This is a genomic window from Streptomyces sp. NBC_00620, assembly GCF_026341825.1.
Lineage (GTDB): Bacteria > Actinomycetota > Actinomycetes > Streptomycetales > Streptomycetaceae > Streptomyces.
The window spans coordinates 1549634-1569765 of the sequence record NZ_JAPENY010000001.1; the positions used below are offsets into that span (position 1 = coordinate 1549634).

Here is a 20132-nt window from a genome sequence, read left to right on the forward strand (position 1 = left end):
CGCCCACTCCTGCAACTGGAGCGGGGAGCGCGGCAGCAGGGTGCGTGCGAGGCGGCCGTCGGGCGGAAATGATCGGCCAGGATCGGCGGGTCCCAGGCGACCCGGCCCTCGACAACCGGTGCCATTCGCAGCGGCGTTCACAGTATGCTCACAGCCACCCGGTCCGATCATCAGCACGGCGAATTCCTGACCGGCGAGCCGCTGTCAGGAGCATGCCATCACGATGTCCAAGCCACCACTCCCAAGACCCGCCACCGACGCCGCTGGGGCCGGCGCAGAGCGGACCGCACGCGGCCGGGATCCGTGGTGGGACAACGCCCGGTTCACCTCCGCCGCGCTGATCGTGATCCTGCACTCCGTGGGCAGCATCATGAGCCGGGTGGAGGTGCTGCACGCCTTCAACATCGCCAGTTGGGCATTCCGGGTGCCGGCCTTCGTCATGCTGGCCGGCGTGTTCAGCAGCGCGGGTCCACTCGGATCCCGCAATCTGCGCTCCCTGATCCAGAGCATCGTGGTGCCCGCATTGGTGTGCAGTCTGCTGTTCTCGCTGGAGAACTACTGGCTGGGGTCCAAGTTCGTTCTGCACATCACCCAACTGCCGTGGACCCTCTGGTTCCTGATGTCCCTCTTCTTCTGGCGGCTGCTGCTACCGCTGGTGGTGCAGCTGCGGCACCCGCTGCTCATCACCACGGGCATCGCCCTGGCCGTGGGGTACATCGACGAGTTCGGGCTGCCCTTCTCCGCGAGCCGGACCCTCGTCTACATGCCGCTGTTCTACCTCGGCTGGCGAATCGGCCAGGGCCATCTGAACACCTGGTTCACCAGCCGCTGGAGCGCGCCCGTGGCGGTCGCCGGAATCCTTGCCTCCTTTGTCGCGGCGTGGCTGTGGCACGGGGACATCAAGGGCAACTGGCTGTCGATGCGCCACCATTACACCGCCGCCGATCCGCTGAGCCTGGAATGGGCCTGGGTCATCCGGCTGGTGGTGCTGGCCACGGCCGCGGCCCTCGTCCTCTGCCTGCTGCGGCTGATGCCCCGGCGGCGGCTGCCGCTGATATCCACACTGGGCGCCGGCGGCTTCACCATCTATCTGCTGCACCCGCTGATCATTCTGCCGGTCCGGGAGCAGGACTGGATCTCCCGGGTGAACACCCGGGTCGAGATCGTCGGCCTGGTGCTGTGCGCGATCCTGCTGGCGATGGTCCTCGGCTCTCCCCCGGTCCGCCGACTGGTCCAGCCACTGACCCGGCCGCCCATCAGCTGGCTGTTCGCCCCCGAACCGCCCCGTCAGCGGTCACCGCACTCGGAGACGTCCGCGGCGCTGACAGCCGTTCCGGCTCCACGCGTTGCCGCCGAGCAGCAGGTCACGAGGACGTAGGCGGAACCTGACGCGGAACCGTCGGCACCAGGTGGTCGGCGATGCTGCGCAGCTTCTCGCAGGTTTCCTCGTGTTCGCGTTCGGGCTGGGACTGCTGGACGATCCCCGCCCCGGCCTGGAGCCAACAGCGCTCGTCCTGCTGGAAGATGCTGCGCAGGACGAGCGCGGCGTCGAGGGTGCCGGTGGCGTCGCAGGTGAGTACGGCACCGGCGTACAGGCCCCGTGGCCGGCCTTCGAGGGCGCGGATGACGGGGTAGGCGGGGGCCTTGGGGATGCCGGTGGCGGTGACGGCGGGGAAGAGGGCGGCGAAGGCCTGCCAGGGGGACTGCCCCTCCCGGAGAAGACCGGTGACCGCGGAGGCCAGGTGCTGGACGGTGCCGCGGTCCTGGACGGTCATGTACTCGGTGACCTGCGTGTCCTCGCAGACGGCGGCCAGCTCCTCGCAGGCCAGCTTGACCGAGATGGCGTGTTCGTAGATCTCCTTCGGGTCGCTGAGCAGTTCGGCGCGCAGACGGGCGATCTGGGCGGACGATCCCGTACGGGCCCGGGTGCCGGCCAGCGGGCGGGTGGTCACCCGGCGGCCGCCGGAGACCTCGACCACGGTCTCCGGGCTGAAGCCGGCCGCCCGGATCCCGCCGAGGTCCAGGAGGAAGGACCGTGCGGGGGTGTTGCCGCGCCGCCCGGCGACGTACGTGGCCGTCAGATCCACCGGCACCAGGACGGGCACCTGTCGGGAGAGGATCACTTTCTCCAGTGGCCCGCCCGCGCGGAGTTCCACCAGGGCCGCGGCGACGGCGGCCCGGTAGTTGCCGTGGTCGTCCAGGGCGAGGCTGATCCGCTCGTCGCCACCGGCGGCGCCGCCCGTGTCGCCGTCGGCGGGAACGCTCGCGCCGACGAGGGCGACCAAGCGGTCGTACTGCTCGACGTCCACGGCCCGCACCAGCACGGTGTCGCCCTCGGCACGCACCTCACCCGCGGGAATCACCAGGTGCAGCAGATCGCCCCCGGCGTCCACGGCGGCGCCCGCCAGCGCGGTGGCCAGTTCGAAGGTGGCCCAGCCATAGGCCCGCCAGTCCTTCACCGGCACGGCGGCGAGCCGGTCCTCGACGCCTCGCAGGTCTTGAAGATCTCCCATGTCTCGCAGGTCCTTGGCCTCGCGGCCGAGCCGGACGGACGCGAGGGCGCCGCCGGCGAAGGACCACGAGGAGCCGTTCTCGTAGACCACGTACTGGTCGAACAGACCGCTGCGGACCAGCCGTGCCATGAGGGACAAGGGGTTCTCGTCCAGGGGGAGTCGTGCCTCCCGGTACCGCAGGCGGCTCATCGCCCGGCCTCCTGCCGGGGACGGCGGCCCCGCGCGCTGATCATCGGGTACGAGTTGACGACGAACGCGGGGTCGTCGAGCAGGGCCGAGAACCGCTTCAGGTCGTGTTCCCCGAACCCGGACTCCCGCAGGCGCCCGGCCACTTGGCCGACATTGGCGCGGTGCAGACCGATCCCCTCGCCGCCGCCCTGCCACGCCTCGGCGTACGTCGCCGCCGTCACCTCGTGGAGCCCCGCCCGCATCATGCTCCCCAGCACCCGGCGGCCCCACAGCGGCTCCGCGCCCGCCTGCTCCAGCATGCCCATGAGCGCGGTGTGCACCCGCTCGAACAGGGCGGTCGCCCCCTCGTCGGGCGCGGCGAGAACAGGCGTCCACCCGCAGTCGAACTCCTCGAGGACCAGCCAGCCGCCCGGCCGCAGCATCCGCACCAACCGGTCCAGCACACGCAGCCGTTCGGGCAGATGCAGCAGGACCAGCCGGGCGTGCACGAGGTCGTAGCCGTCGCCGGGTGCCGGATCCCGGGTGATGTCGTGCCGCACCAGCCGTACGTTCGCCGGCCGCGGACGCGTCTTCGCCCACCGCGGCTCGATGTCGGTGACCGTGACCTCCCCGCCCGGCGCGACGCGCTCCCCCAGCCAGTTGCCCAGGGATCCGCCACCACCGCCGACTTCCAGACATCTCCAGCCAGGGTCCAGGCCGGTCAGGTTCAACTGCTCCTTGGAGAAGGAGTCGTAGCGCGCCTCCAGCACCGAGAAACGATCCGGCGTCTGATCTGCGGCGTTGTCGAACAGATAGGACATGTCCCGAACCTCTCCACACGTCTGCACACGTCTCCGTATGGCTCCGAACGTTTCTGCATGCGTGACAGAAACCCTCCGAAGCATCACAGTTGGAGACGAGTCGACTACAGAGCGCAATGGGAGTGGTCGGCCGCACGAAGGTGTACGCCCGGCGTGCGGACGTACACCTTCGGGGACTGGGCTAGAAGACCGCCGTCCCGTCCTGCGTGAGCTTCCAGTTGGTGGCCGCGAAGTCGGCCGGGTCCAGCGAGCCCTTCGACGTCACGTAGTCGATCATCAGCTGGCGGATCTCGTTGGTGGAGCTGTACGCGATGTCGGCGGCGGCGATGTGCGGGTATCCGCTGCCGCCGTTGGCCCGGTAGTTGTTGACGGCCACGACGAAGACCTGGTCGTCGGTGACCGAAGTGCCCTTGTAGGTCAGGTTCTTGATGCGGGAGCCCTCGGCCTGGGCGATGTCGATGTCGTACGAGACGCCCGCGGCCGTGTCGTACATGTAGTCCCAGAAGCTGTTGGCGTTGGTGAGGGTGGAGGTGTCCACCGTCGTGCCGGACGGCACCTTCGCGTAGTACTTCGCCGCGTACTCCAGGTAGTCCTTGAGCTGGGCGCCCGTGAGCTTCTTGCCGTACAGGGTGTTGTCGTAGATGTAGAGCCCTGCGACGTCGCGGATGGTGACGTCGCCCTTCGGGATGTCGGCGGTGCGGCTGAAGGGGGCGGCGACGGAGATGAGCGGGAGGGCCGCGTCGGCGGTGGAGAGGCCGGTCGCGACGGCCGCCATCTGGACCTCGTGGATGAAGTCCATGACGGGGACGTCCTTCCAGCAGGCCTCGGCGGCGGAGAGGTCCTCCGTACACGTGCCCACCGGGGTGTTGACGTACTTCACGACCAAGTCGTGGTCCGCCTTGAGGAGTTCGGTGATCTCCGCGTCCTCCTCGACCGTGTTGCTGTTGAGCGTCTGCGCCTTGGTGCTGGTGACCTTCCACTGGCCGTGGGCGAGTTCGAGCTCGAAGTCGAAGACGGTCAGGCGCATTCCGTAGCAGTACGGCTCGGAGAGGATCACGTCCTTGCCGGTCTCGGTGTTGGTGACCGTGTAGGACGAGACCTCGGTGTGGGTGTGGCCGACGAGGATCGCGTCGATACCGGGGACCTGCTCGGCGACGAGGTTCGACGCGTTCTCGACGTACGGGAGTTCGCTGCCGTACGACGAACTGCCGTCCAGGCCCGAGTGGTCGGTGAGGAAGACGACGTCGCAGCCGAGCGCACGGAGCCGCGGCACGTACTTCTTCGCCTGCTCGACCAGGCCCGTGAACTCCATCTTCCCGGAGACGTTGTCCTTGTCCCACAGGGCGATTCCGGGGTTGGTGAGGCCGAGGATGCCCACCTTGATGTCGGGGGCGCCCGGCACCCGGATGTGCTTCACCGTGTACGGGGCGAAGGCCGGCCGGAGGGTCTTCGCGTCCAGCGCGTTGGCGCCGAGCAGCGGGAAACGGCACTGCTTCTCGAACTTGCGCAGGACGTCGATGCCGTAGTTGAACTCGTGGTTGCCGAGGGCGGCGGCGTCGTAGCGCATGGCGTTCATGGCGATCGCCATCGGGTGCTTCGGGGCGTCCGAACCCGTGATGGGGTCCACGCGCGCGTAGTAGTACGCCAGCGAGGTGCCCTGGATGATGTCGCCCGCGTCGACGAGCAGCACGTGGTCCTCGCCCTTCGCGGCGCGCTGCTGCTTGACGAGCGTGGCCACCCGGGCGACGCCCACGGAGTTGCCCTTGCTGTCCTTGTACGCCGCGTCCGTGTAGTAGTCCCAGTCGAAGACGTGGCTGTGCAGGTCGGTGGTGCCGAGGATGGAGAACGACCAGGTGCGCGGCTTCTTCCCCGGATGCCGGTCCGCGGCCTGCGCGGGGGCCGCGGCGACCGACCCCGCGACGGCCACGGCCGCTCCGGTGACGGCCGACTTCTTCACGAACTCCCGGCGGTTCAGGGGGTTGACGGGCATTCGGGGCTCCTGGGACTGGGGCGACGGGGGTTACACGCGTAGATAGTCGTCGCGTCTCAGCCTGTCGGGAACCAGGAACAGGCCATGTCCGAGTCAAGGATGGGCATGACACGGCATGACGAAACCGCGCCCACGTGGACCGGGTTCGCGCGGTCAGCCACCCGGATACTGAGGGGCGCCCGGCGGACGGACGCCCCTCAGAGGTCAGAACTTGCCCGCGTTGAGGGCCAGTTGGAGGTGGCGGGTGGTGTCGTTGCCCCACTGGCCGTCGACGCCCGAGCCCACCTTCTTCTGCAGGGCCTTGACCGTGTTCGGGCCGATCACGCCGTCCGCGGTCACCTTCAGATGGCTCTGCAGGGCCTTCTTGGTCAGCGTCCCGAAGGAGCCGTCGACGGACAGCTTCGCGCCGTGCTTGTTGAGCGAGCGCTGGAGCGCGGCGCAGGTAGCGGGGCCGAACTGGCCGTCGACCGTGAGCTTTCCGGCGGCGGGCGGCCGCGGGGTGGGCTTCTGCGGCTTGGTGCCGCCCTTGAGCGCGGACTTCATCATGGCCGCCGAGGCCGGCCCGTACACACCGTCGGCCGAGAGGCCGTACTTCTTCTGGAACGACTTCACCGCCGACTCGGTGGCGGCGCCGAAGTCCCCGTCGACCACCAGCTTCGACGCCATGACCGTGTTGAGGTTCTGCTGGAGGGTCTTGACTGCGGCGCCCTTCGAGCCGCGGCGCAGCATTCCGTCGGTGGAGGGCAGCGGCTGGGCGTTGCCGTAGGAGGGGCGGCCGTAGCCCACGATCTCGGAGGCGTAGCGGTCCCGGCGCATGCACTTGTCGCTGGTGTTGCCCTCGATGGTGGTGATCTTGCCGTTGGAGTGCACGGCCTCGACCACGCCGACGTGGTCGATGTTGTTGATGGACCGGGTGCCGCTCCAGTCGAAGAATATGATGTCGCCCGCGCGGATGCCGCCGACCCCGTAGTGCCAGCGGCCCTTGGACTGGAAGGCCTTCGCGTGCGCGACCGTCCACGCGAACTTGCCCATGACCGCGCTCAGGTTGTCCGAGTGCGCGGCGGCGTAGCTGACGGTCATGTCGCACCACGCGTCGTTGAAGCCGTACCACTTGGTGATGAGGTTGGTGTTCGAGCCGGGCGGGTTCTCACCGGTGCCTATCAGCTTGCGCATCTGCGCGAGCATGCCTTCGACGGATCCCATGTCACAGTCCCCCGTTCTCGGGGAAGACGGCGATGTCACCCTTGACGACGACCTTCGGGTCCTGGCTCACCCCGGTCTGGTCGGGGTCGACGTCGAACAGTCCGGCGCCGCCGAGCGGCTCCACCGGCTTCTGTTCGCTCACCGCCGCCGCTGCTTTCGCTTCGCTCTCGGCCATGCTGTCCCCCATGTCTGGTGAGGGCGGCGACTGCCGCGCCTCCTCTTACCGCTGAGTCTGCTGAGGCGTCGCGTGACTGTCGTTGGCGCTGCGCGCACTGATCCTTGGCTGTGAGCGCACCCGCACCGCGGGCTCGCCCTGGGCCTGGCCCCGGCTCTCGCTCCCGCCTTCGCCCTCGCGGAAGCACGTGGGCGTGATGCCGTACGCGGTGCGGAACGCCCGGCTGAAGTCGGCCGCGTTGGCGAAGCCCCAGCGCGCACCGATGGCGTAGACGGGCAGCCGGCGCAGGTGCGGGTCGGCCAGGTCGCGTCGGCATCGCTCCAGCCGCTGTGCCTTGATCCAGGCGGCGACAGTGAGCCCCTGCCGCTGGAAGAGGCGGTGCAGATAGCGGGTGGAGATGTGGTGCGCGGCGGCGACCCGGTCCGGCGTCAGCCCGCCGTCCCCGAGATGGCGCAGGACGTATGCCTGGATGCGCGGCAGCAGCACCGGCGGCTCCGGGTCCTCCTCGCCGAGCCACTGGTCGCGCAGGGCCCCGACCAGGTCGGTCACCACCATGCCCAACCGCAGCTCCTCGCACGGCCGGTACGGGGTCGCGTCACGCGCCAGGCCCGCCAGGAACCCCGCGACCAGCGCGGCCACCCCTTCGCGGCCCGGTAACTCCCGCGCCACCAGTTGCCCCGGGCCACCCGGCGGCGGGGGCGGGGACGGTAAGGACGACGGGGTCGGTCGGGTCGGCGGGGTCGGTGCCAGATGCGCGGTGACCACCGCGTTCCACGGCGCGGTCGGCCGCAGCCGGAACGGGCGGCCGGTGTCGAACAGCACCAGGTCACCCCGCCCGGCCCTGGCCGTACGCCCCGCCTGGTCGAGCACGAGCTCACCGCCCAGCACCAGCGCGAGGTGGTGGCGGGCGGCGCTTTCGTCGCAGGGCCCGGCGGCCGCCCGAACCTCCACGGGCGGGCAGCGCACCGCGGACACCCGCACGGCGCCCAGCTCCCTCACCCGCACCGCCGCGCGGAACCCCTCCCCCGGGTCGACGCGCGTGCTCACCGGTCCGTACAACCCGGTCAGCACCTGTGCCCACGCTTCCGCGTCCAGAACCAGCCCGTCTGCGCCCACTGATCTCCCCCTGGATGAATGAGTACGCGTGGGGTCAGGGATAACAAGTGCGCATAAACGTCCGATGGACGTGGGGGCCCCGTGAACGCAGAGGTCCCGGTGGCCGGAAGGGCCACCGGGACGCTCATCGACGTGCTGCTCGTCGACGTACTGCTACAAGCAAAGACCGTCGGACTGCCGGACTAGATGAACGAGTTGATCTCGATCGTCTCGTCGCGGCCCGGGCCGACGCCGATCGCGGAGATCGGGGCGCCTGACATGTCCTCGAGCGCCTTGACGTACGCCTGGGCGTTCTTCGGGAGGTCGGAGAAGGACTTCGCCTTGGTGATGTCCTCGGACCAGCCCGGGAGGGTCTCGTAGATCGGCTTCGCGTGGTGGAAGTCGGTCTGGGAGTACGGGAGTTCCTCGACGCGCTTGCCGTCGATCTCGTACGCCACGCAGACCGGGATCTCCTCCCAGCCGGTCAGCACGTCCAGCTTGGTGAGGAAGAAGTCGGTCAGGCCGTTGACGCGCGTTGCGTAGCGGGCGATGACGGCGTCGAACCAGCCGCAGCGGCGGTCGCGGCCCGTCGTGACGCCCCGCTCGCCGCCGATGCGGCGCAGCGCGTCGCCGTCCGCGTCGAAGAGCTCGGTCGGGAACGGGCCCGCGCCGACGCGGGTCGTGTACGCCTTGAGGATGCCGATGACGCGGCTGATCTTCGTCGGGCCGACGCCCGATCCGGTGCACGCCCCGCCCGCGGTGGGGTTCGAGGACGTGACGAAGGGATACGTGCCGTGGTCGATGTCGAGCAGCGTGCCCTGGCCGCCCTCGAAGAGCACGACCTTGTTGTCGTCGAGCGCCTTGTTGAGGAGCAGCACGGTGTCCGCGACGTACGGCTTGAGCCGGTCCGCGTAGGTCAGCAGTTCCTCGACGACCTGCTCCGCCTCGATGGCGCGGCGGTTGAAGACCTTGGTGAGGAGCTGGTTCTTGCCGTCGAGGGCCGCTTCGACCTTCTGCGTCAGGATCGACTCGTCGTACAGGTCCTGGACGCGGATGCCCACGCGGTTGATCTTGTCCGCGTACGTCGGGCCGATACCGCGCCCGGTGGTGCCGATCTTCCGCTTCCCGAGGAAGCGTTCCGTCACCTTGTCCACCGTCACGTTGTAAGGCGTGATGATGTGCGCGTTTCCGCTGATCAGGAGCTTGGACGTGTCGACGCCTCGCTCGTTCAGTCCGTTCAGCTCGGAGAACAGGACCGACGGGTCGACGACGACTCCGTTTCCGATGACCGGAGTGCACTCCGGTGTGAGGATCCCGGAAGGGAGGAGGTGAAGGGCGTACTTCTGATCGCCCACGACTACCGTATGGCCGGCGTTGTTGCCGCCCTGGTAGCGCACCACATAATCCACAGAACCGCCGAGCAGGTCCGTGGCCTTTCCCTTGCCTTCGTCACCCCACTGAGCACCGAGCAGCACAAGTGCGGGCACGCGCGTACACCCCTTCCGGGCGGGGCATGTCCAAGGTCGGAGACGTACGCGGCTGATTTGTGCACGGCTGCGTACGCCGGCGACCACCTTTGGCCGCGACCGTCGGACCGGATGCCCCGGAATAGACGAAGCCCCTGGCGCAATAGCGCAAGGGGCTCTTGCACAAAGATGCTACCCGAGGAAGCGAGGCATGACCGAGGTGGCGCCTTCCGACCAGCTCCTGGTGGTCATCGACCCGGTCGCCCGTCACAGTGACGGTGAGTCGGTACGGATCGCAAAAGACGTGCTCAGCGCGGGTGCGGCCACGAAAGTGTGCCTCCCCGACGGGCCTGAGGAATTTGCTCGCGCACTGGCCCGTCGGGGGTCCCGGCGGCCCGTTGTCGTCGGGGACGACCGGGCGCTGCTGCGCGCTGTGTCCCTTTTGCACCGGCAGCGGGCGCTGGGGGCGTGTGCGGTGTCCCTCGTGCCGGTGGGGGGTGTGCTGTCGCTCGCCCGGTCGCTGGGGGTGCCCATGGGGGCGGTGGCGGCGGCTCGGGCCGTGCTCGACGGGGTCGAGCGGCGGATGGATCTGCTGGTGGACGACAGTGACGGGGTGGTGGTGGGGGCGCTGCGGATTCCGTCCGTGCCGTCTCTGGACCCCGTCTCGGCTCCCGTGCCCGTCGGCGGGTTGTCCGACGGGCGGCTGCCCTGGCTGCGGACCTGCCAGTCGCTGGTCCGCACCCTGGCCTCGCGGCCGGGGCGCGTCGGGGCCTCCGTGGCCGCGCCCGGGCCGTTCCGGCTTCGGGTCGAGGTGGACGGGGTGCTCCTCGTCGACCTTGATCAGCCCGTGGAGGCGGTTTCCGTGACTCCGGGGGTGCTCGGGGGTGCGGAGGTGGAGGTGCGGCCGGTGTCCGTGGGGGCGGCGGTTGCTCCGCTGCGGGTTGTGGGGCGGCGGGTGACCGTGTCCGGGGCGGATTTTCGTTATCGGGCGGATGCGGTGGTCGGGGGGCCCGTGCGGACTCGGACTTGGGTGGTTCGGGAGGGGGCTTGGGGGCTTACGTTGCCGGTGGGGTGACGGGTGGGTGGGGGGTGGTTTCTCGCCCCCTCCGCCCCTGCCCGTCCCGTACCTGGGGGCTGCCGCCCCCAGACCCCCGTTTTCGGCCTGAACGGCCTCGTCCTCAAACGCCGGACGGGCTGAAACCGGGCGGAGCCCGGAACTACGGGACGGGTAGGGGCGGAGGGGGCGAGAAGTCGTCCTTCAGCGCCACCCCCGTCCCCCCGAGCTCCCGCGCCCGCCCCATCAGCGCCGCCAGCTTGGCCGCGGCCGCCCCGTGGGACAGCCCCAGCGGCGGCCGGATGTTGGAAAGGCAGTTGCGGTCGGCGTCCGTCGTGGTGCCCGGGACGGGGGCGTACGTCAGGTACGCGCCCAGGGAGTCCGCCGCGGACATACCGGGGCGTTCACCGATGAGGACGACGACCATCGTGGCGCCAAGGGCGTGGGCGATGTCGTCCCCGAGGGCCACGCGGGCCTGTTCCGCGAGGACGACCGGAGCGACGCTCCAGTCCCCCGGCAACAGCGAGGTCGTCGCACGGATCACCGCCGCCGCGTGCTCGTGCACGGCCCGGCTGGACAACCCGTCGGCGACCACGAACACCACGTCCCAGTCGCCGCGAGGAAGGTGCGCCCGGTCGAGGTCGTCGAGCCGGCGCCCCAGATCCGGCCGCTGGAGATACGTGAGCCGGTCGGGAGCGGCACTCCGAACCCGTACCGTCGGAACTCCCGTCAGCGCGGCAGCCACCAGCTCCGGTTCGAACGGCGAGTGCACCGCGTCCCGCGCCGCGGCATGCGCGGCCTGGAGCTCAAGACGGTGCCGCGTAGGCAGAGCCGAGCCCGCCCGCCCGAGCCCGATACGGGCCTGGGTGTGCGTGCGCAGGCTCGCCCACATCGCGGCATCCGACTCGGGCACCACCAAGGCCCGTACCAGGTCGGCCAATTGACGATCCGTCATGCCGCCAGCTCCTTGCCGATCGTCATCAGGGGATGTGCCGTACCGGCGACATCCCGTATCCCGCCCCCGTCGTCAAGGAGCCCGATCCGCTCCAGCCACGCTTCGAACTCCGGTGCCGGGCGCAGGCCGAGCACCTCGCGCAGGTACAACGCGTCGTGGTACGAGGCGGATTGGTAGTTGAGCATGATGTCGTCGCCGCCCGGGGTGCAGATCACGAAGGAGGCGCCCGCGACGCCGAGCATGGTCAGCATGGTCGCGATGTCGTCGTCATCGGCGTCGGCGTGGTTCGTGTAGCAGATGTCGAGGCCCATGGGCAGGCCGAGGAGCTTGCCGCAGAAGTGGTCCTCGAGAGCCGCCCGCAGGATCTGGCGGCCGTCGTACAGGTACTCCGGGCCGATGAAGCCGACGACGGTGTTCACGAGGAGCGGGTCGTAGCGGCGGGCCACGGCGTACGCGCGGGCCTCCACCGTCTGCTGGTCCACGCCGTGGTGCGCGTCGGCGGACAGTGCGCTGCCCTGGCCGGTCTCGAAGTAGAGGGCGTTGTGCCCGACGGTGCCCCGGCCCAGCGCCTTCGCCCCCTCATGCGCCTCGTCGAGCAGGCCGAGGGTGACGCCGAAGGAGGCGTTCGCGGCCTGCGTACCTGCGATGGACTGGAAGACGAGGTCGACGGGGGCGCCGCGTTCCATCAGGTCGATGCTGGTGGTGACGTGGCACAGGACGCAGGACTGGGTGGGGATGTCGTAGCGGGCGATCACGCCGTCCAGGAGTTCCAGGAGATCCCGTACCGCCTTGGGGCTGTCGGTCGCCGGATTGATGCCGATGACGGCGTCGCCGGAACCGAGGAGGAGTCCGTCGAGGAGGGCCGCGGCCACGCCCGCCGGGTCGTCGGTGGGGTGGTTGGGCTGGAGGCGGGTGGCCAGCCGGCCGGGCAGGCCGATGGTGGAGCGGAAGGCCGTGACCACCCGCACCTTGCGGGCGACGGCCACCAGGTCCGCGTTGCCCATGAGTTTGGAGACGGCGGCGACCATCTCGGGTGTCAGACCGGGTGCCAGGGCGGCAAGGGCGCCCGCGTCCGCCGTCGAGGACAGCAGCCACTCGCGGAACTCGCCGACCGTGAGCCCGGCCACCGGCGCGAACGCGGCCGCATCGTGCGTGTCCACGATCAGCCGGGTCACGTCGTCGTCCTCGTACGGGATCACCGGCTCGGCGAGAAACTGCGCGAGCGGCACCTCCGCCAGGGCCCACCGCGCCGCGACCCGCGCCTGCGCGGACTCGGCGGCGAGCCCGGCGAGCCGGTCGCCGGACCGCTCGGGGCTCGCGGCGGCGAGCAGGGCGGCCAGTCCGTCGAACCGGTGGCTCCGGCCGCCGAGGGCGGCGGTGTAGGTGGTCATGTCGGCGACCGTACGAAGGGCCGGGACCCGGGGTCCATGGCCGGACGGAGAGTTAACGCAGACGTTCGATCCCCAGGCAGTCCAAAGGTCTAGTTGACACACATTTAACGCCCCGACCTGCGGGGCGAATCATTCGGCCAGCAGGATTCCGGCCCATCGAGCACAGACAGTGATCAACGAGTGTGACTGCGGAAAGGGGCCACCCGATGGCGGTTCAAGAGGGCGTAGCCCCTGCGGAAGGGACGAGTACGGGGGCGGGCGACGGCACCGTCCACCGGCTGAAGCCGAACGCGATCGGCCTGCTCGGCGTGGTCTTCATGGCCGTCGCCACCGCGGCCCCGATCACCGCCATGACCGGCAACGTGCCCTTCATGGTCTCCGCCGGCAACGGCATCGGCGCCCCCGCCAGCTACCTCGTCGCAATGGTCGTCCTGGCGATCTTTTCCGTCGGCTTCACCTCGATGGCGAAGCACATCACCTCCACGGGCGCCTTCTACGGCTTCATCTCCTACGGGCTCGGCCGCACCGTCGGCCTCGCCGCGGGGCTGCTCGCGACCTTCGCGTACGCCGTTTTCGAGCCCGCGCTCATCGGCATCTTCTCGGTCTTCGCGACGACAACTCTCGAGGACCAGACGGGACTTGCCGTCCCGTGGTGGGCGTTCGCGATGCTGATGCTCGCCATCAACGCGACCGGCACCTGGTTCGGCGTCAGCGTCGCCGAGAAGCTGCTTGTCGTACTCCTGGCGACCGAGGTGACGATCCTCGCGGCGATGGCGATCTCGGTCGCCCTGCACGGCGGCGGCCCGGACGGCTTCAGCCTCGACCCGGTCAACCCGGTCAACGCGTTCAAGGGGACCAGCGCCGGCCTCGGGCTGTTCTTCGCCTTCTGGTCGTGGGTCGGCTTCGAGTCGACGGCGATGTACGGCGAGGAGTCCCGCAACCCGAAGAAGATCATCCCCAAGGCGACGATGATCTCGGTGCTTGGCGTCGGCATCTTCTACGTCTTCGTCTCCTGGATGGCCATCTCGGGCACGGGCGAGTCGAAGGCCGTCGAGGTCGCCACCGCCAACCCGCTCGGCCTCTTCTTCGGCCCCACCGAGCAGTACGTGGGCCACTGGGCCGTCGACGTCATGCAGTGGCTGATGATCACCGGCTCGCTCGCCTGCGGCATGGCCTTCCACAACTGCGCCGCCCGCTACATGTACGCCCTGGGCCGCGAAGGCGCCATCCCCGGACTGAAGAACACCGTCGGCCGCACCCACGCCAGGCACGGCTCCCCGCACATCGCGGGCCTGGCGCAGACGATCGTGAGCGGCGTCCTGATCGCCGCGTTCTGGATCGCGGGCAAGGACCCGTACAACGCGCTCTACGTCCTTCTCGCCATCCTCGGCACCATGGCGATCCTCGTCGTCCAGGCCGTCTGCTCCTTCGCGGTCCTCGCCTACTTCCGCAAGAACCACCCCGAGAGCCGCCACTGGTTCAAGACCTTCACCGCCCCGCTCCTCGGCGGCGTCGCGATGCTCGCGGTGGTCGTGCTCCTGGTGTCCAACATGGGCGTCGCGGCGGGCACGGAGTCCGGCTCACTGGTCCTGAAGGCGACCCCGTGGATCGTGGCACTGGTCGCGGTGGGCGGCCTCGGCTACGCGACCTATCTGAAGCGACGGGCTCCGGAGCGGTACGCGCTGCTGGGACGAACAGTCCTGGAGGAGACAAAGGAACGGTGACGAGCTGTCACCGTTGACGGGAGCGCCCCTTCAGGGGCGCGGGGAACTGCGCGACCAGCCACGGCGGGCCCGCAGTTCCCCACCCACCTCTCTACGCGACCTCACCCTTGGCCGAAAACCTGGTCCCGGTGGACGCGCCAACGCCCCATCATCAGGGCGATCTCCCCGTCGACGAACTCGAAGAAGGCCTGAGTCTCAGCAAGCCGCCGCCCAGCAGGGGTATCGGCGCCGAGACTCTCGACGCCTTCACGCAGCGCGTACGCCCACCGCTTGAGAATCGCCTCGCGATTGGTCAGCGCCTCGTACCACTGGTCACTGTGCACGCGGTAGCGCTCGCGCCGTGAGCCGGGTTCCCGCTCGCGCGAGACCATGTGCACCTGCGCCAGATAGCGGACCGCGCCGGACACCGCGGCCGGGCTGATCTGCAGGGTCTCGCCGAGTTCGGCGGAGGTCAGGGTGCCGGTGTCAGAGGCGAGCAGGGCCGCGAAGACCCGGGCCGGCATACGCGTCATCCCGGCCTCGACGAGCTGCGCCGCGAAGCCCTCGACGAACTTCGAGACCGCCTCCGGGTCACGCTCGGCTCCGATGGGTTCGGTCATCCCTGGATCATCTCCCCTGCTCACGCACCGCCACTCAGTGTATCGGCCGTTCATATGCTTCCTTAACTTCACAAATTTCTGAAAGAAGCGTACGTTCGGAATCATGACGAAGGCAATCACCGTCTCCGGACTGCACAAGTCGTTCGGCAGGACGCACGCCCTTGACGGTCTCGACCTGGACGTCGAGACCGGTGAAGTGCACGGATTCCTCGGCCCGAACGGCGCCGGGAAGTCCACCACCATCCGGGTCCTCCTCGGCCTGCTGCACGCCGACTCGGGGGCGGCACAGCTCCTTGGCCGGGACCCCTGGGCGGACGCGGTGGAACTGCACCGGCGGATCGCGTACGTCCCCGGTGACGTGACCCTGTGGCGCAACCTCTCCGGCGGCGAGGTCATCGACCTGTACGGGCGGCTGCGGGGAGGGCTCGACAGGGCGCGCCGGGCCGATCTCATCGAGCGGTTCGAACTCGACCCGACCAAGAAGGGGCGCACCTACTCCAAGGGCAACCGGCAGAAGGTGGCCCTCGTCGCCGCCTTCGCCTCGGACGTCGACCTGCTGATCCTGGACGAGCCGACCTCCGGCCTCGACCCGCTGATGGAGGAGGTCTTCCAGAGCTGCGTCGAGGAGGAGCGCGACCGCGGCCGGACGATCCTCCTCTCCTCGCACATCCTCAGCGAGGTCGAGGAACTCTGCGACCGGGTCAGCATCATCCGCAAGGGCCGGACCGTCGAGACCGGATCGCTCGCCGACCTGCGCCACCTCACCCGTACGAGCGTCACCGCCGAACTCGCGGGCCCGCCCAACGGGTTGGCCGACCTGCCCGGGGTCCACGACCTCGACGTACACGGCAGGCGCGTCAAACTCCAGGTCGACACCGACAAGCTGGACGCCGTACTGCGCTCCCTGACCGGCTCGGGCGTACGGTCGCTGACCTCGACGCCGCCGACCCTGGAGGAGCTGTTCCTGCGGCACTACCAGGAGGACGTGCGCGCTTCGGAAGGGGCGATGGCACGATGACCGCCACCGCCTCGGCCTTCACCGTGCGGGCCGGAGGATCCCGCCAACTGGCAGGCACAGGCACCCTGTTGAGGTTCGCGCTACGCCGCGACCGGGTGATGATCCCGCTCTGGGTCGGCGTGATCGGCCTGCTGGTGCTCTCCATGCCGAACTCGCTGGAGACCGTCTACAGCACCCCGGCCGAACGCGCCGACCTGGCACGGCAGATGCTCACCAACAGCTCCCTGCGCGCCACGTACGGGCCGGTGTTCAGCGACTCGCTCGGCGGGCTCACCGCCTGGCGCATCGGCGGCTTCGCCGGGGTGTTCGCCGCCATCATGAGCCTGCTCATCGTCGTACGGCACACCCGCGACGAGGAGGAGAGCGGGCGGCAGGAGATGCTCTCGGCGGGAATGGTGGGGCGGCGTGCCCCGCTGACCGCGGCGCTCCTTGCGGCGTTCGTCGCCAACGGGGCACTCGCGCTGATCGTCGCGGGCGGGCTCGCGGGCCAAGGCGGCGGCGGAGCACTGGCGTTGGGGCTCGCGGTCGCGGGTGTCGGCATGGTCTTCGCGACCATGGCGGCGATCGTCGCGCAGTTCACCGAGAGCGCGCGGCTCGCGAAGGGGCTGACGGGCGGACTGCTGGGCGCGGCCTTCGTGTTGAAGGCGGCCGGTGACTCGGCCACCACCGACGGCTCCTCCGCCCTGACCTGGATCTCGCCGGTGGGCTGGCTGGAGGAGATCAGGGCCTTCGCGGGCGAACGCTGGTGGGTGCTGCTCCTGTTCGTCGCGGCGTGCGCCGTGCAGGGCGCGGTCGCCTACGAACTCGCCGGGCGGCGCGATGTCGGCATGAGCTTCCTGCCCACCCGGCCCGGGCCCGCCTCGGGGCGCCTCCGTACGGCCGGGGCGCTTGCCTGGCGGCTCCAGCGGGGCAGTGTGCTGGGCTGGAGCCTCGGGTTCCTCGCGGCCGGGGCCGCCTTCGGCGGGATGACGAAGGGGGCGGCGGATCTGGTCGGGGACAACGACAAGACCCGCGAGATCATCGAACGGATGGGTGGGCAGGCCGGGATCACGGACGCGTTCCTGGCGGCGATGGTGGGGCTGCTCGGCATGGTCGCCGCGCTGTACGTCGTCTCGTCCGTGCTGCGGCTGCACGGCGAGGAGACCTCGCAGCGGGCCGAGCCCGTACTCGCCGGGGCGGTCGGGCGACTGCGCTGGGCCTCCGGCCATCTCGCCATCGCGTTCGGCGGCACGGTCCTCATCATGCTGCTCGGCGGGCTGGGCCTCGGTCTCGGCTACGGCGCCGGTCTCGGCCCCATCCTCGGGGCCTGCCTCGTCCAGGTCCCGGCCATCTGGACTCTGGGCGGCCTGGCGGTCCTCCTCCACGGGCTCTCGCCCCAACTGGCCCCCGGTGCCTGGGGCGCGGCCGGTCTCGCCCTCCTCCTCGGCTGGATCGGACCCGCGCTGAACGTGCCGCAGGCCGTCATGAACCTCTCGCCCTTCGGGCACCTTCCGAAGCTGCCGGGGGGCGAGATGGCCTGGACGCCGGTGGTTGTTCTGGTGGGGATCGCGGTGGGGTTGGTGGGGGCGGGGCTGGGGGCTTTGCGGAGGCGGGATCTGGGCGGGTGAGTTCCGGCTCCAGGCGGCAGGGCGTGGGTAGTACGACGGGATTCCCCGAGGACCGGGCTCGGCCCTCGGGGAATCCCGGAGTGTCAACGGGCGGGTGCCCGTTGTCTGTTGCGAGTGATTACCGCGCCACGTAGCCGAAGCGCGCGGCGCTGGCCGGAAGGCCGCCGGTGCCGGGCTTGTACGTGGTGACCGCGGCGACGGTGCCGCCGGCGGTCACGTTGGAGTGCGGCAGGGCGTACAGCGCACCGGTGGACGGGCCGTAGGGCGTGCCGATGTAGAGCTTGGTGCCGGTGAAGTGGATGCTGCGGCCCAGGTTCTGGTCGGCGCCGGCAGGGCCGGGGACGCCGTCACCGTCGCCCGCCTCGATCCAGCGGTCATTGGCGCCCGCCGTGCCGAGCAGCGAGAAGGTGTGGACCGCGCCGGCCTTGGTGAGAGTGCCGATGGCCTCGCCCGGTGTGCCGACGGCGAGCTTCATCGTCGCTTCCGTGCCGACCGCGCGCGGGGCGAGGTTGATCGCGGTGAGCCTCTCGCCCATGCGGTCACCGGCCTCGGCGGTACCCGAGACGTCGTCGTCGCCGGTGCCCTGCCAGAGATCGCGCAGCTCGCTCCAGGTGCCGTCCGCCTTGACACGGAGCAGGACCACGCGGCCCGCGTCGGCGTTGGCCGAGGTGCCGACGGTCATGGCCTCGCCGGGTGAACCGATCGCGAGGATCGACTCGGTGGCGGCCGCGGCGCCGGTGGGACGGTACGCGGTCATGCTGAGGGCGTACCCGAACTCGTCGCCCGCCTCGGCGGCGCCGGAGACGGTGGCGAGGTCCTGGTCGATGCCGCTGAGCGGGGTCGGCCTGCCCTCGGAGGCGGTCAGCTTGTTGTGGTTGAACAGCGACAGACCGCCCGCGTCCGCCTTGGTGCCGACGTTCTCGTTCGGGCCGCCGATGGCGAGGTGGTTGGCGTTGCCGGCGACGGCGGCGCCGAAGCGGTCGCCCGTCTCGGGGTCGCCGGGCACGTCCGCGCTGTTCTGGGAGATGCCGACGCTGGTCCCGGCGTGGATGTAGAAGGCCATGCCCGCCTTCGTGATGGTGCCCAGGGCCTCGCCGGGGCTGCCGGCCAGGATGTAGGGCTCACCGGCCTGCGTGGTGCCGGCCGCGACGGCGTGGCCGAAGCGGTCGTCGGTCTCCGCGGCGGAGCCCGCGATCGCGCCGGTGCCCCCGCCCTGCTCGAAGTGGGTGTACTTCGTCGCGCCGGTGCCGATGCCGCCCGCGGCGCCGTAGATGACGTCGACGAATCCGGCCGAGGTGGCGGTGCCCAGGTCCTCGGAGGGGGTACCGACGACCAGGTCGGTGTAGCCGTCCTCGTTGTAGTCGACGGTGTCGATGGCCTCACCGAACCAGTCGGTGGCCTCGGCGCCGCCGGCCACCCAGTCGAGGTCCTGGTTGACCTCGACGGTGCCCTTGCCGCCGCCGTACACGATCCGCACCACACCGGCCTCGGCGGCAGAGCCGACGGTGGCCTTCGGGTCGGAGATCGCGATGTCCTCGACGCCGTCGCCGTTGAAGTCGGTGACACGGAGGGCGCCGGCCTTGGAGTTCACCCACGAGGCGAGGTCGTCCACGCGGGCGGTGGCGCCTGCGGTACGGGTCTCCGCCGCGTCGATGCCGAAGCAACCCGCCTGATACGACTGGGTGTTGAGGCCGACGAGGGCAGCTGAGGTGCCCGTTCCCCGCACCACCGGACCACCGGCGTCACCCGCACACGCCGCCGCGCCGGCCTTGCCGGTGACCAAGGCGGTGGTGGTGTCCGCGGAGTCCACGGTGTAGGCGCCGGAGTGCAGCTTCATCGGGGCCCATTCGGCCTTCGTACGCCCGTACCCGGCGAACTTCAGCTCCTCGCCCGCGGTGGGGGCGGTGGTCGCCAGGGCGATCGGGGTGACGTTGGTGACCGGCCGGTTCAGCCGGGCGAGCACCACATCGCGGTCGGTACGCGGCACGAGCTCGACGACCTGACGTACGACACCGTCGGTACCGGCGAGGTCGGTGGAGCGGCCGATGGTCGCGGTCGTCTTCAGCTTCGGTACGCCGGCCTGCGCGGCGGCGCCCGTGGAGTCGGCGAAGCAACTGGCCGCCGTCAGCAGCCACTCGGAGTCGACGAGCGTGCCGGAGCAGCCGCGGTCCGTGTCGCCGATGATGAGGCGCGCGGTATAGCCGTACGTGGTGTCGGTGGCGGCGGTGCCGCCGGTGACGGCCTGCGCGGGGGTGCCGGTGAGTACCCCGGATACGACGCCGGCGGCGAGCAGGGTGCTCGTCAGCGCAACGCGTGGACGTATGTGAGACACGTAGAGGTTCCTGGTGGTTCA

Annotated in this window: 16 protein-coding genes; 5 read left to right on the forward strand and 11 right to left on the reverse strand. The window is 70.2% G+C overall.

The window, feature by feature from the left end; genetic code table 11:
- Positions 1–223 precede the first annotated feature (223 nt).
- Positions 224–1378, forward strand: coding sequence for an acyltransferase family protein (locus OG246_RS07105; protein WP_266457471.1), 1155 nt, complete (start codon positions 224–226; stop codon positions 1376–1378).
- On the opposite strand, the gene OG246_RS07110 is transcribed toward OG246_RS07105, so the two are convergent.
- The 7 genes from OG246_RS07110 to OG246_RS07140 form a co-directional block, all read right to left on the reverse strand.
- Positions 1365–2702, reverse strand: coding sequence for a salicylate synthase (locus tag OG246_RS07110; RefSeq protein ID WP_266457473.1), 1338 nt, complete (start codon positions 2700–2702; stop codon positions 1365–1367). The two genes, OG246_RS07105 and OG246_RS07110, sit on opposite strands and share 14 nt — an antisense overlap.
- On the reverse strand, positions 2699–3502 hold the full coding sequence (locus OG246_RS07115; protein WP_266457475.1) for a methyltransferase: 804 nt from the start codon (positions 3500–3502) through the stop codon (positions 2699–2701). Before OG246_RS07115 ends, OG246_RS07110 begins: the two co-directional genes overlap by 4 nt.
- A gap of 181 nt (positions 3503–3683) precedes the next feature.
- Positions 3684–5492 carry a bifunctional UDP-sugar hydrolase/5'-nucleotidase gene (locus tag OG246_RS07120; protein ID WP_266457479.1) on the reverse strand — a complete coding sequence of 603 codons (1809 nt, stop codon included), beginning with the start codon at positions 5490–5492 and terminating at the stop codon, positions 3684–3686.
- 204 nt (positions 5493–5696) lie between these two features.
- Positions 5697–6695: a peptidoglycan-binding protein gene (locus OG246_RS07125; protein WP_266457483.1), complete on the reverse strand. Its 999-nt coding sequence runs from the start codon at positions 6693–6695 to the stop codon at positions 5697–5699.
- Between the two features lies 1 nt (position 6696).
- Positions 6697–6870, reverse strand: a complete 174-nt coding sequence (locus OG246_RS07130) for a hypothetical protein (RefSeq protein ID WP_266457486.1) — start codon at positions 6868–6870, stop codon at positions 6697–6699.
- A gap of 45 nt (positions 6871–6915) precedes the next feature.
- Entirely contained in the window at positions 6916–7986 is a 1071-nt protein-coding gene (locus tag OG246_RS07135) for a helix-turn-helix domain-containing protein (protein WP_266457489.1), read from the reverse strand.
- A 182-nt stretch (positions 7987–8168) separates the two neighbouring features.
- Positions 8169–9452 (reverse strand): adenylosuccinate synthase, encoded by a 1284-nt coding sequence (locus OG246_RS07140; RefSeq protein WP_266457492.1) that lies wholly within the window; start codon positions 9450–9452, stop codon positions 8169–8171.
- Positions 9453–9642: 190 nt separating this feature from the next.
- Between OG246_RS07140 and OG246_RS07145 the strand changes: the two genes are divergently transcribed.
- Positions 9643–10506 carry a diacylglycerol kinase gene (locus OG246_RS07145; protein ID WP_266457495.1) on the forward strand — a complete coding sequence of 288 codons (864 nt, stop codon included), beginning with the start codon at positions 9643–9645 and terminating at the stop codon, positions 10504–10506.
- Positions 10507–10648: 142 nt separating this feature from the next.
- Here the strand turns inward: OG246_RS07145 and eutC are convergent, their stop codons facing one another.
- A complete protein-coding gene (gene eutC / locus OG246_RS07150) occupies positions 10649–11440 on the reverse strand; it encodes an ethanolamine ammonia-lyase subunit EutC (RefSeq protein ID WP_266457498.1) in 792 nt (263 codons plus the stop codon).
- Entirely contained in the window at positions 11437–12831 is a 1395-nt protein-coding gene (gene eutB / locus OG246_RS07155; protein WP_266457500.1) for an ethanolamine ammonia-lyase subunit EutB, read from the reverse strand. Before eutB ends, eutC begins: the two co-directional genes overlap by 4 nt.
- Before the next feature lie 206 nt (positions 12832–13037).
- On the opposite strand from eutB, the gene OG246_RS07160 reads away from it, so the two are divergent.
- The gene (locus tag OG246_RS07160) at positions 13038–14555 is read left to right on the forward strand and encodes an APC family permease (RefSeq protein ID WP_266457503.1); all 1518 of its coding nucleotides are present in this window, start codon (positions 13038–13040) and stop codon (positions 14553–14555) included.
- 101 nt (positions 14556–14656) lie between these two features.
- Here the strand turns inward: OG246_RS07160 and OG246_RS07165 are convergent, their stop codons facing one another.
- The gene (locus OG246_RS07165; protein WP_266457505.1) at positions 14657–15154 is read right to left on the reverse strand and encodes a GbsR/MarR family transcriptional regulator; all 498 of its coding nucleotides are present in this window, start codon (positions 15152–15154) and stop codon (positions 14657–14659) included.
- Between the two features lie 103 nt (positions 15155–15257).
- Here OG246_RS07165 and OG246_RS07170 point away from each other — a divergent pair, with 103 nt between their 5' ends.
- A complete protein-coding gene (locus tag OG246_RS07170) occupies positions 15258–16172 on the forward strand; it encodes an ABC transporter ATP-binding protein (RefSeq protein ID WP_266457507.1) in 915 nt (304 codons plus the stop codon).
- Complete coding sequence (locus OG246_RS07175; protein WP_266457510.1) at positions 16169–17779, forward strand: ABC transporter permease; 1611 nt, start codon at positions 16169–16171, stop codon at positions 17777–17779. The genes OG246_RS07170 and OG246_RS07175 overlap by 4 nt, the downstream gene beginning before the upstream one ends.
- Before the next feature lie 118 nt (positions 17780–17897).
- Here the strand turns inward: OG246_RS07175 and OG246_RS07180 are convergent, their stop codons facing one another.
- On the reverse strand, positions 17898–20102 hold the full coding sequence (locus tag OG246_RS07180) for a trypsin-like serine protease (RefSeq protein WP_266463942.1): 2205 nt from the start codon (positions 20100–20102) through the stop codon (positions 17898–17900).
- Positions 20103–20132: the final 30 nt, after the last annotated feature.

Excerpts from the sequence above, each read along its gene's own strand:
- OG246_RS07125 (WP_266457483.1), bottom strand. The coding sequence starts at position 6,695 with ATGGGATCCGTCGAAGGCATGCTCGCGCAGATGCGCAAGCTGATAGGC.
- OG246_RS07115 (WP_266457475.1), bottom strand. The coding sequence starts at position 3,502 with ATGTCCTATCTGTTCGACAACGCCGCAGATCAGACGCCGGATCGTTTC.
- OG246_RS07130 (WP_266457486.1), bottom strand. The coding sequence starts at position 6,870 with ATGGCCGAGAGCGAAGCGAAAGCAGCGGCGGCGGTGAGCGAACAGAAG.
- OG246_RS07105 (WP_266457471.1), top strand. The coding sequence starts at position 224 with ATGTCCAAGCCACCACTCCCAAGACCCGCCACCGACGCCGCTGGGGCC.
- OG246_RS07120 (WP_266457479.1), bottom strand. The coding sequence starts at position 5,492 with ATGCCCGTCAACCCCCTGAACCGCCGGGAGTTCGTGAAGAAGTCGGCC.
- OG246_RS07145 (WP_266457495.1), top strand. The coding sequence starts at position 9,643 with ATGACCGAGGTGGCGCCTTCCGACCAGCTCCTGGTGGTCATCGACCCG.
- OG246_RS07175 (WP_266457510.1), top strand. The coding sequence starts at position 16,169 with ATGACCGCCACCGCCTCGGCCTTCACCGTGCGGGCCGGAGGATCCCGC.
- OG246_RS07170 (WP_266457507.1), top strand. The coding sequence starts at position 15,258 with ATGACGAAGGCAATCACCGTCTCCGGACTGCACAAGTCGTTCGGCAGG.
- eutC (WP_266457498.1), bottom strand. The coding sequence starts at position 11,440 with ATGACGGATCGTCAATTGGCCGACCTGGTACGGGCCTTGGTGGTGCCC.
- eutB (WP_266457500.1), bottom strand. The coding sequence starts at position 12,831 with ATGACCACCTACACCGCCGCCCTCGGCGGCCGGAGCCACCGGTTCGAC.
- OG246_RS07165 (WP_266457505.1), bottom strand. The coding sequence starts at position 15,154 with ATGACCGAACCCATCGGAGCCGAGCGTGACCCGGAGGCGGTCTCGAAG.
- OG246_RS07110 (WP_266457473.1), bottom strand. The coding sequence starts at position 2,702 with ATGAGCCGCCTGCGGTACCGGGAGGCACGACTCCCCCTGGACGAGAAC.
- OG246_RS07160 (WP_266457503.1), top strand. The coding sequence starts at position 13,038 with ATGGCGGTTCAAGAGGGCGTAGCCCCTGCGGAAGGGACGAGTACGGGG.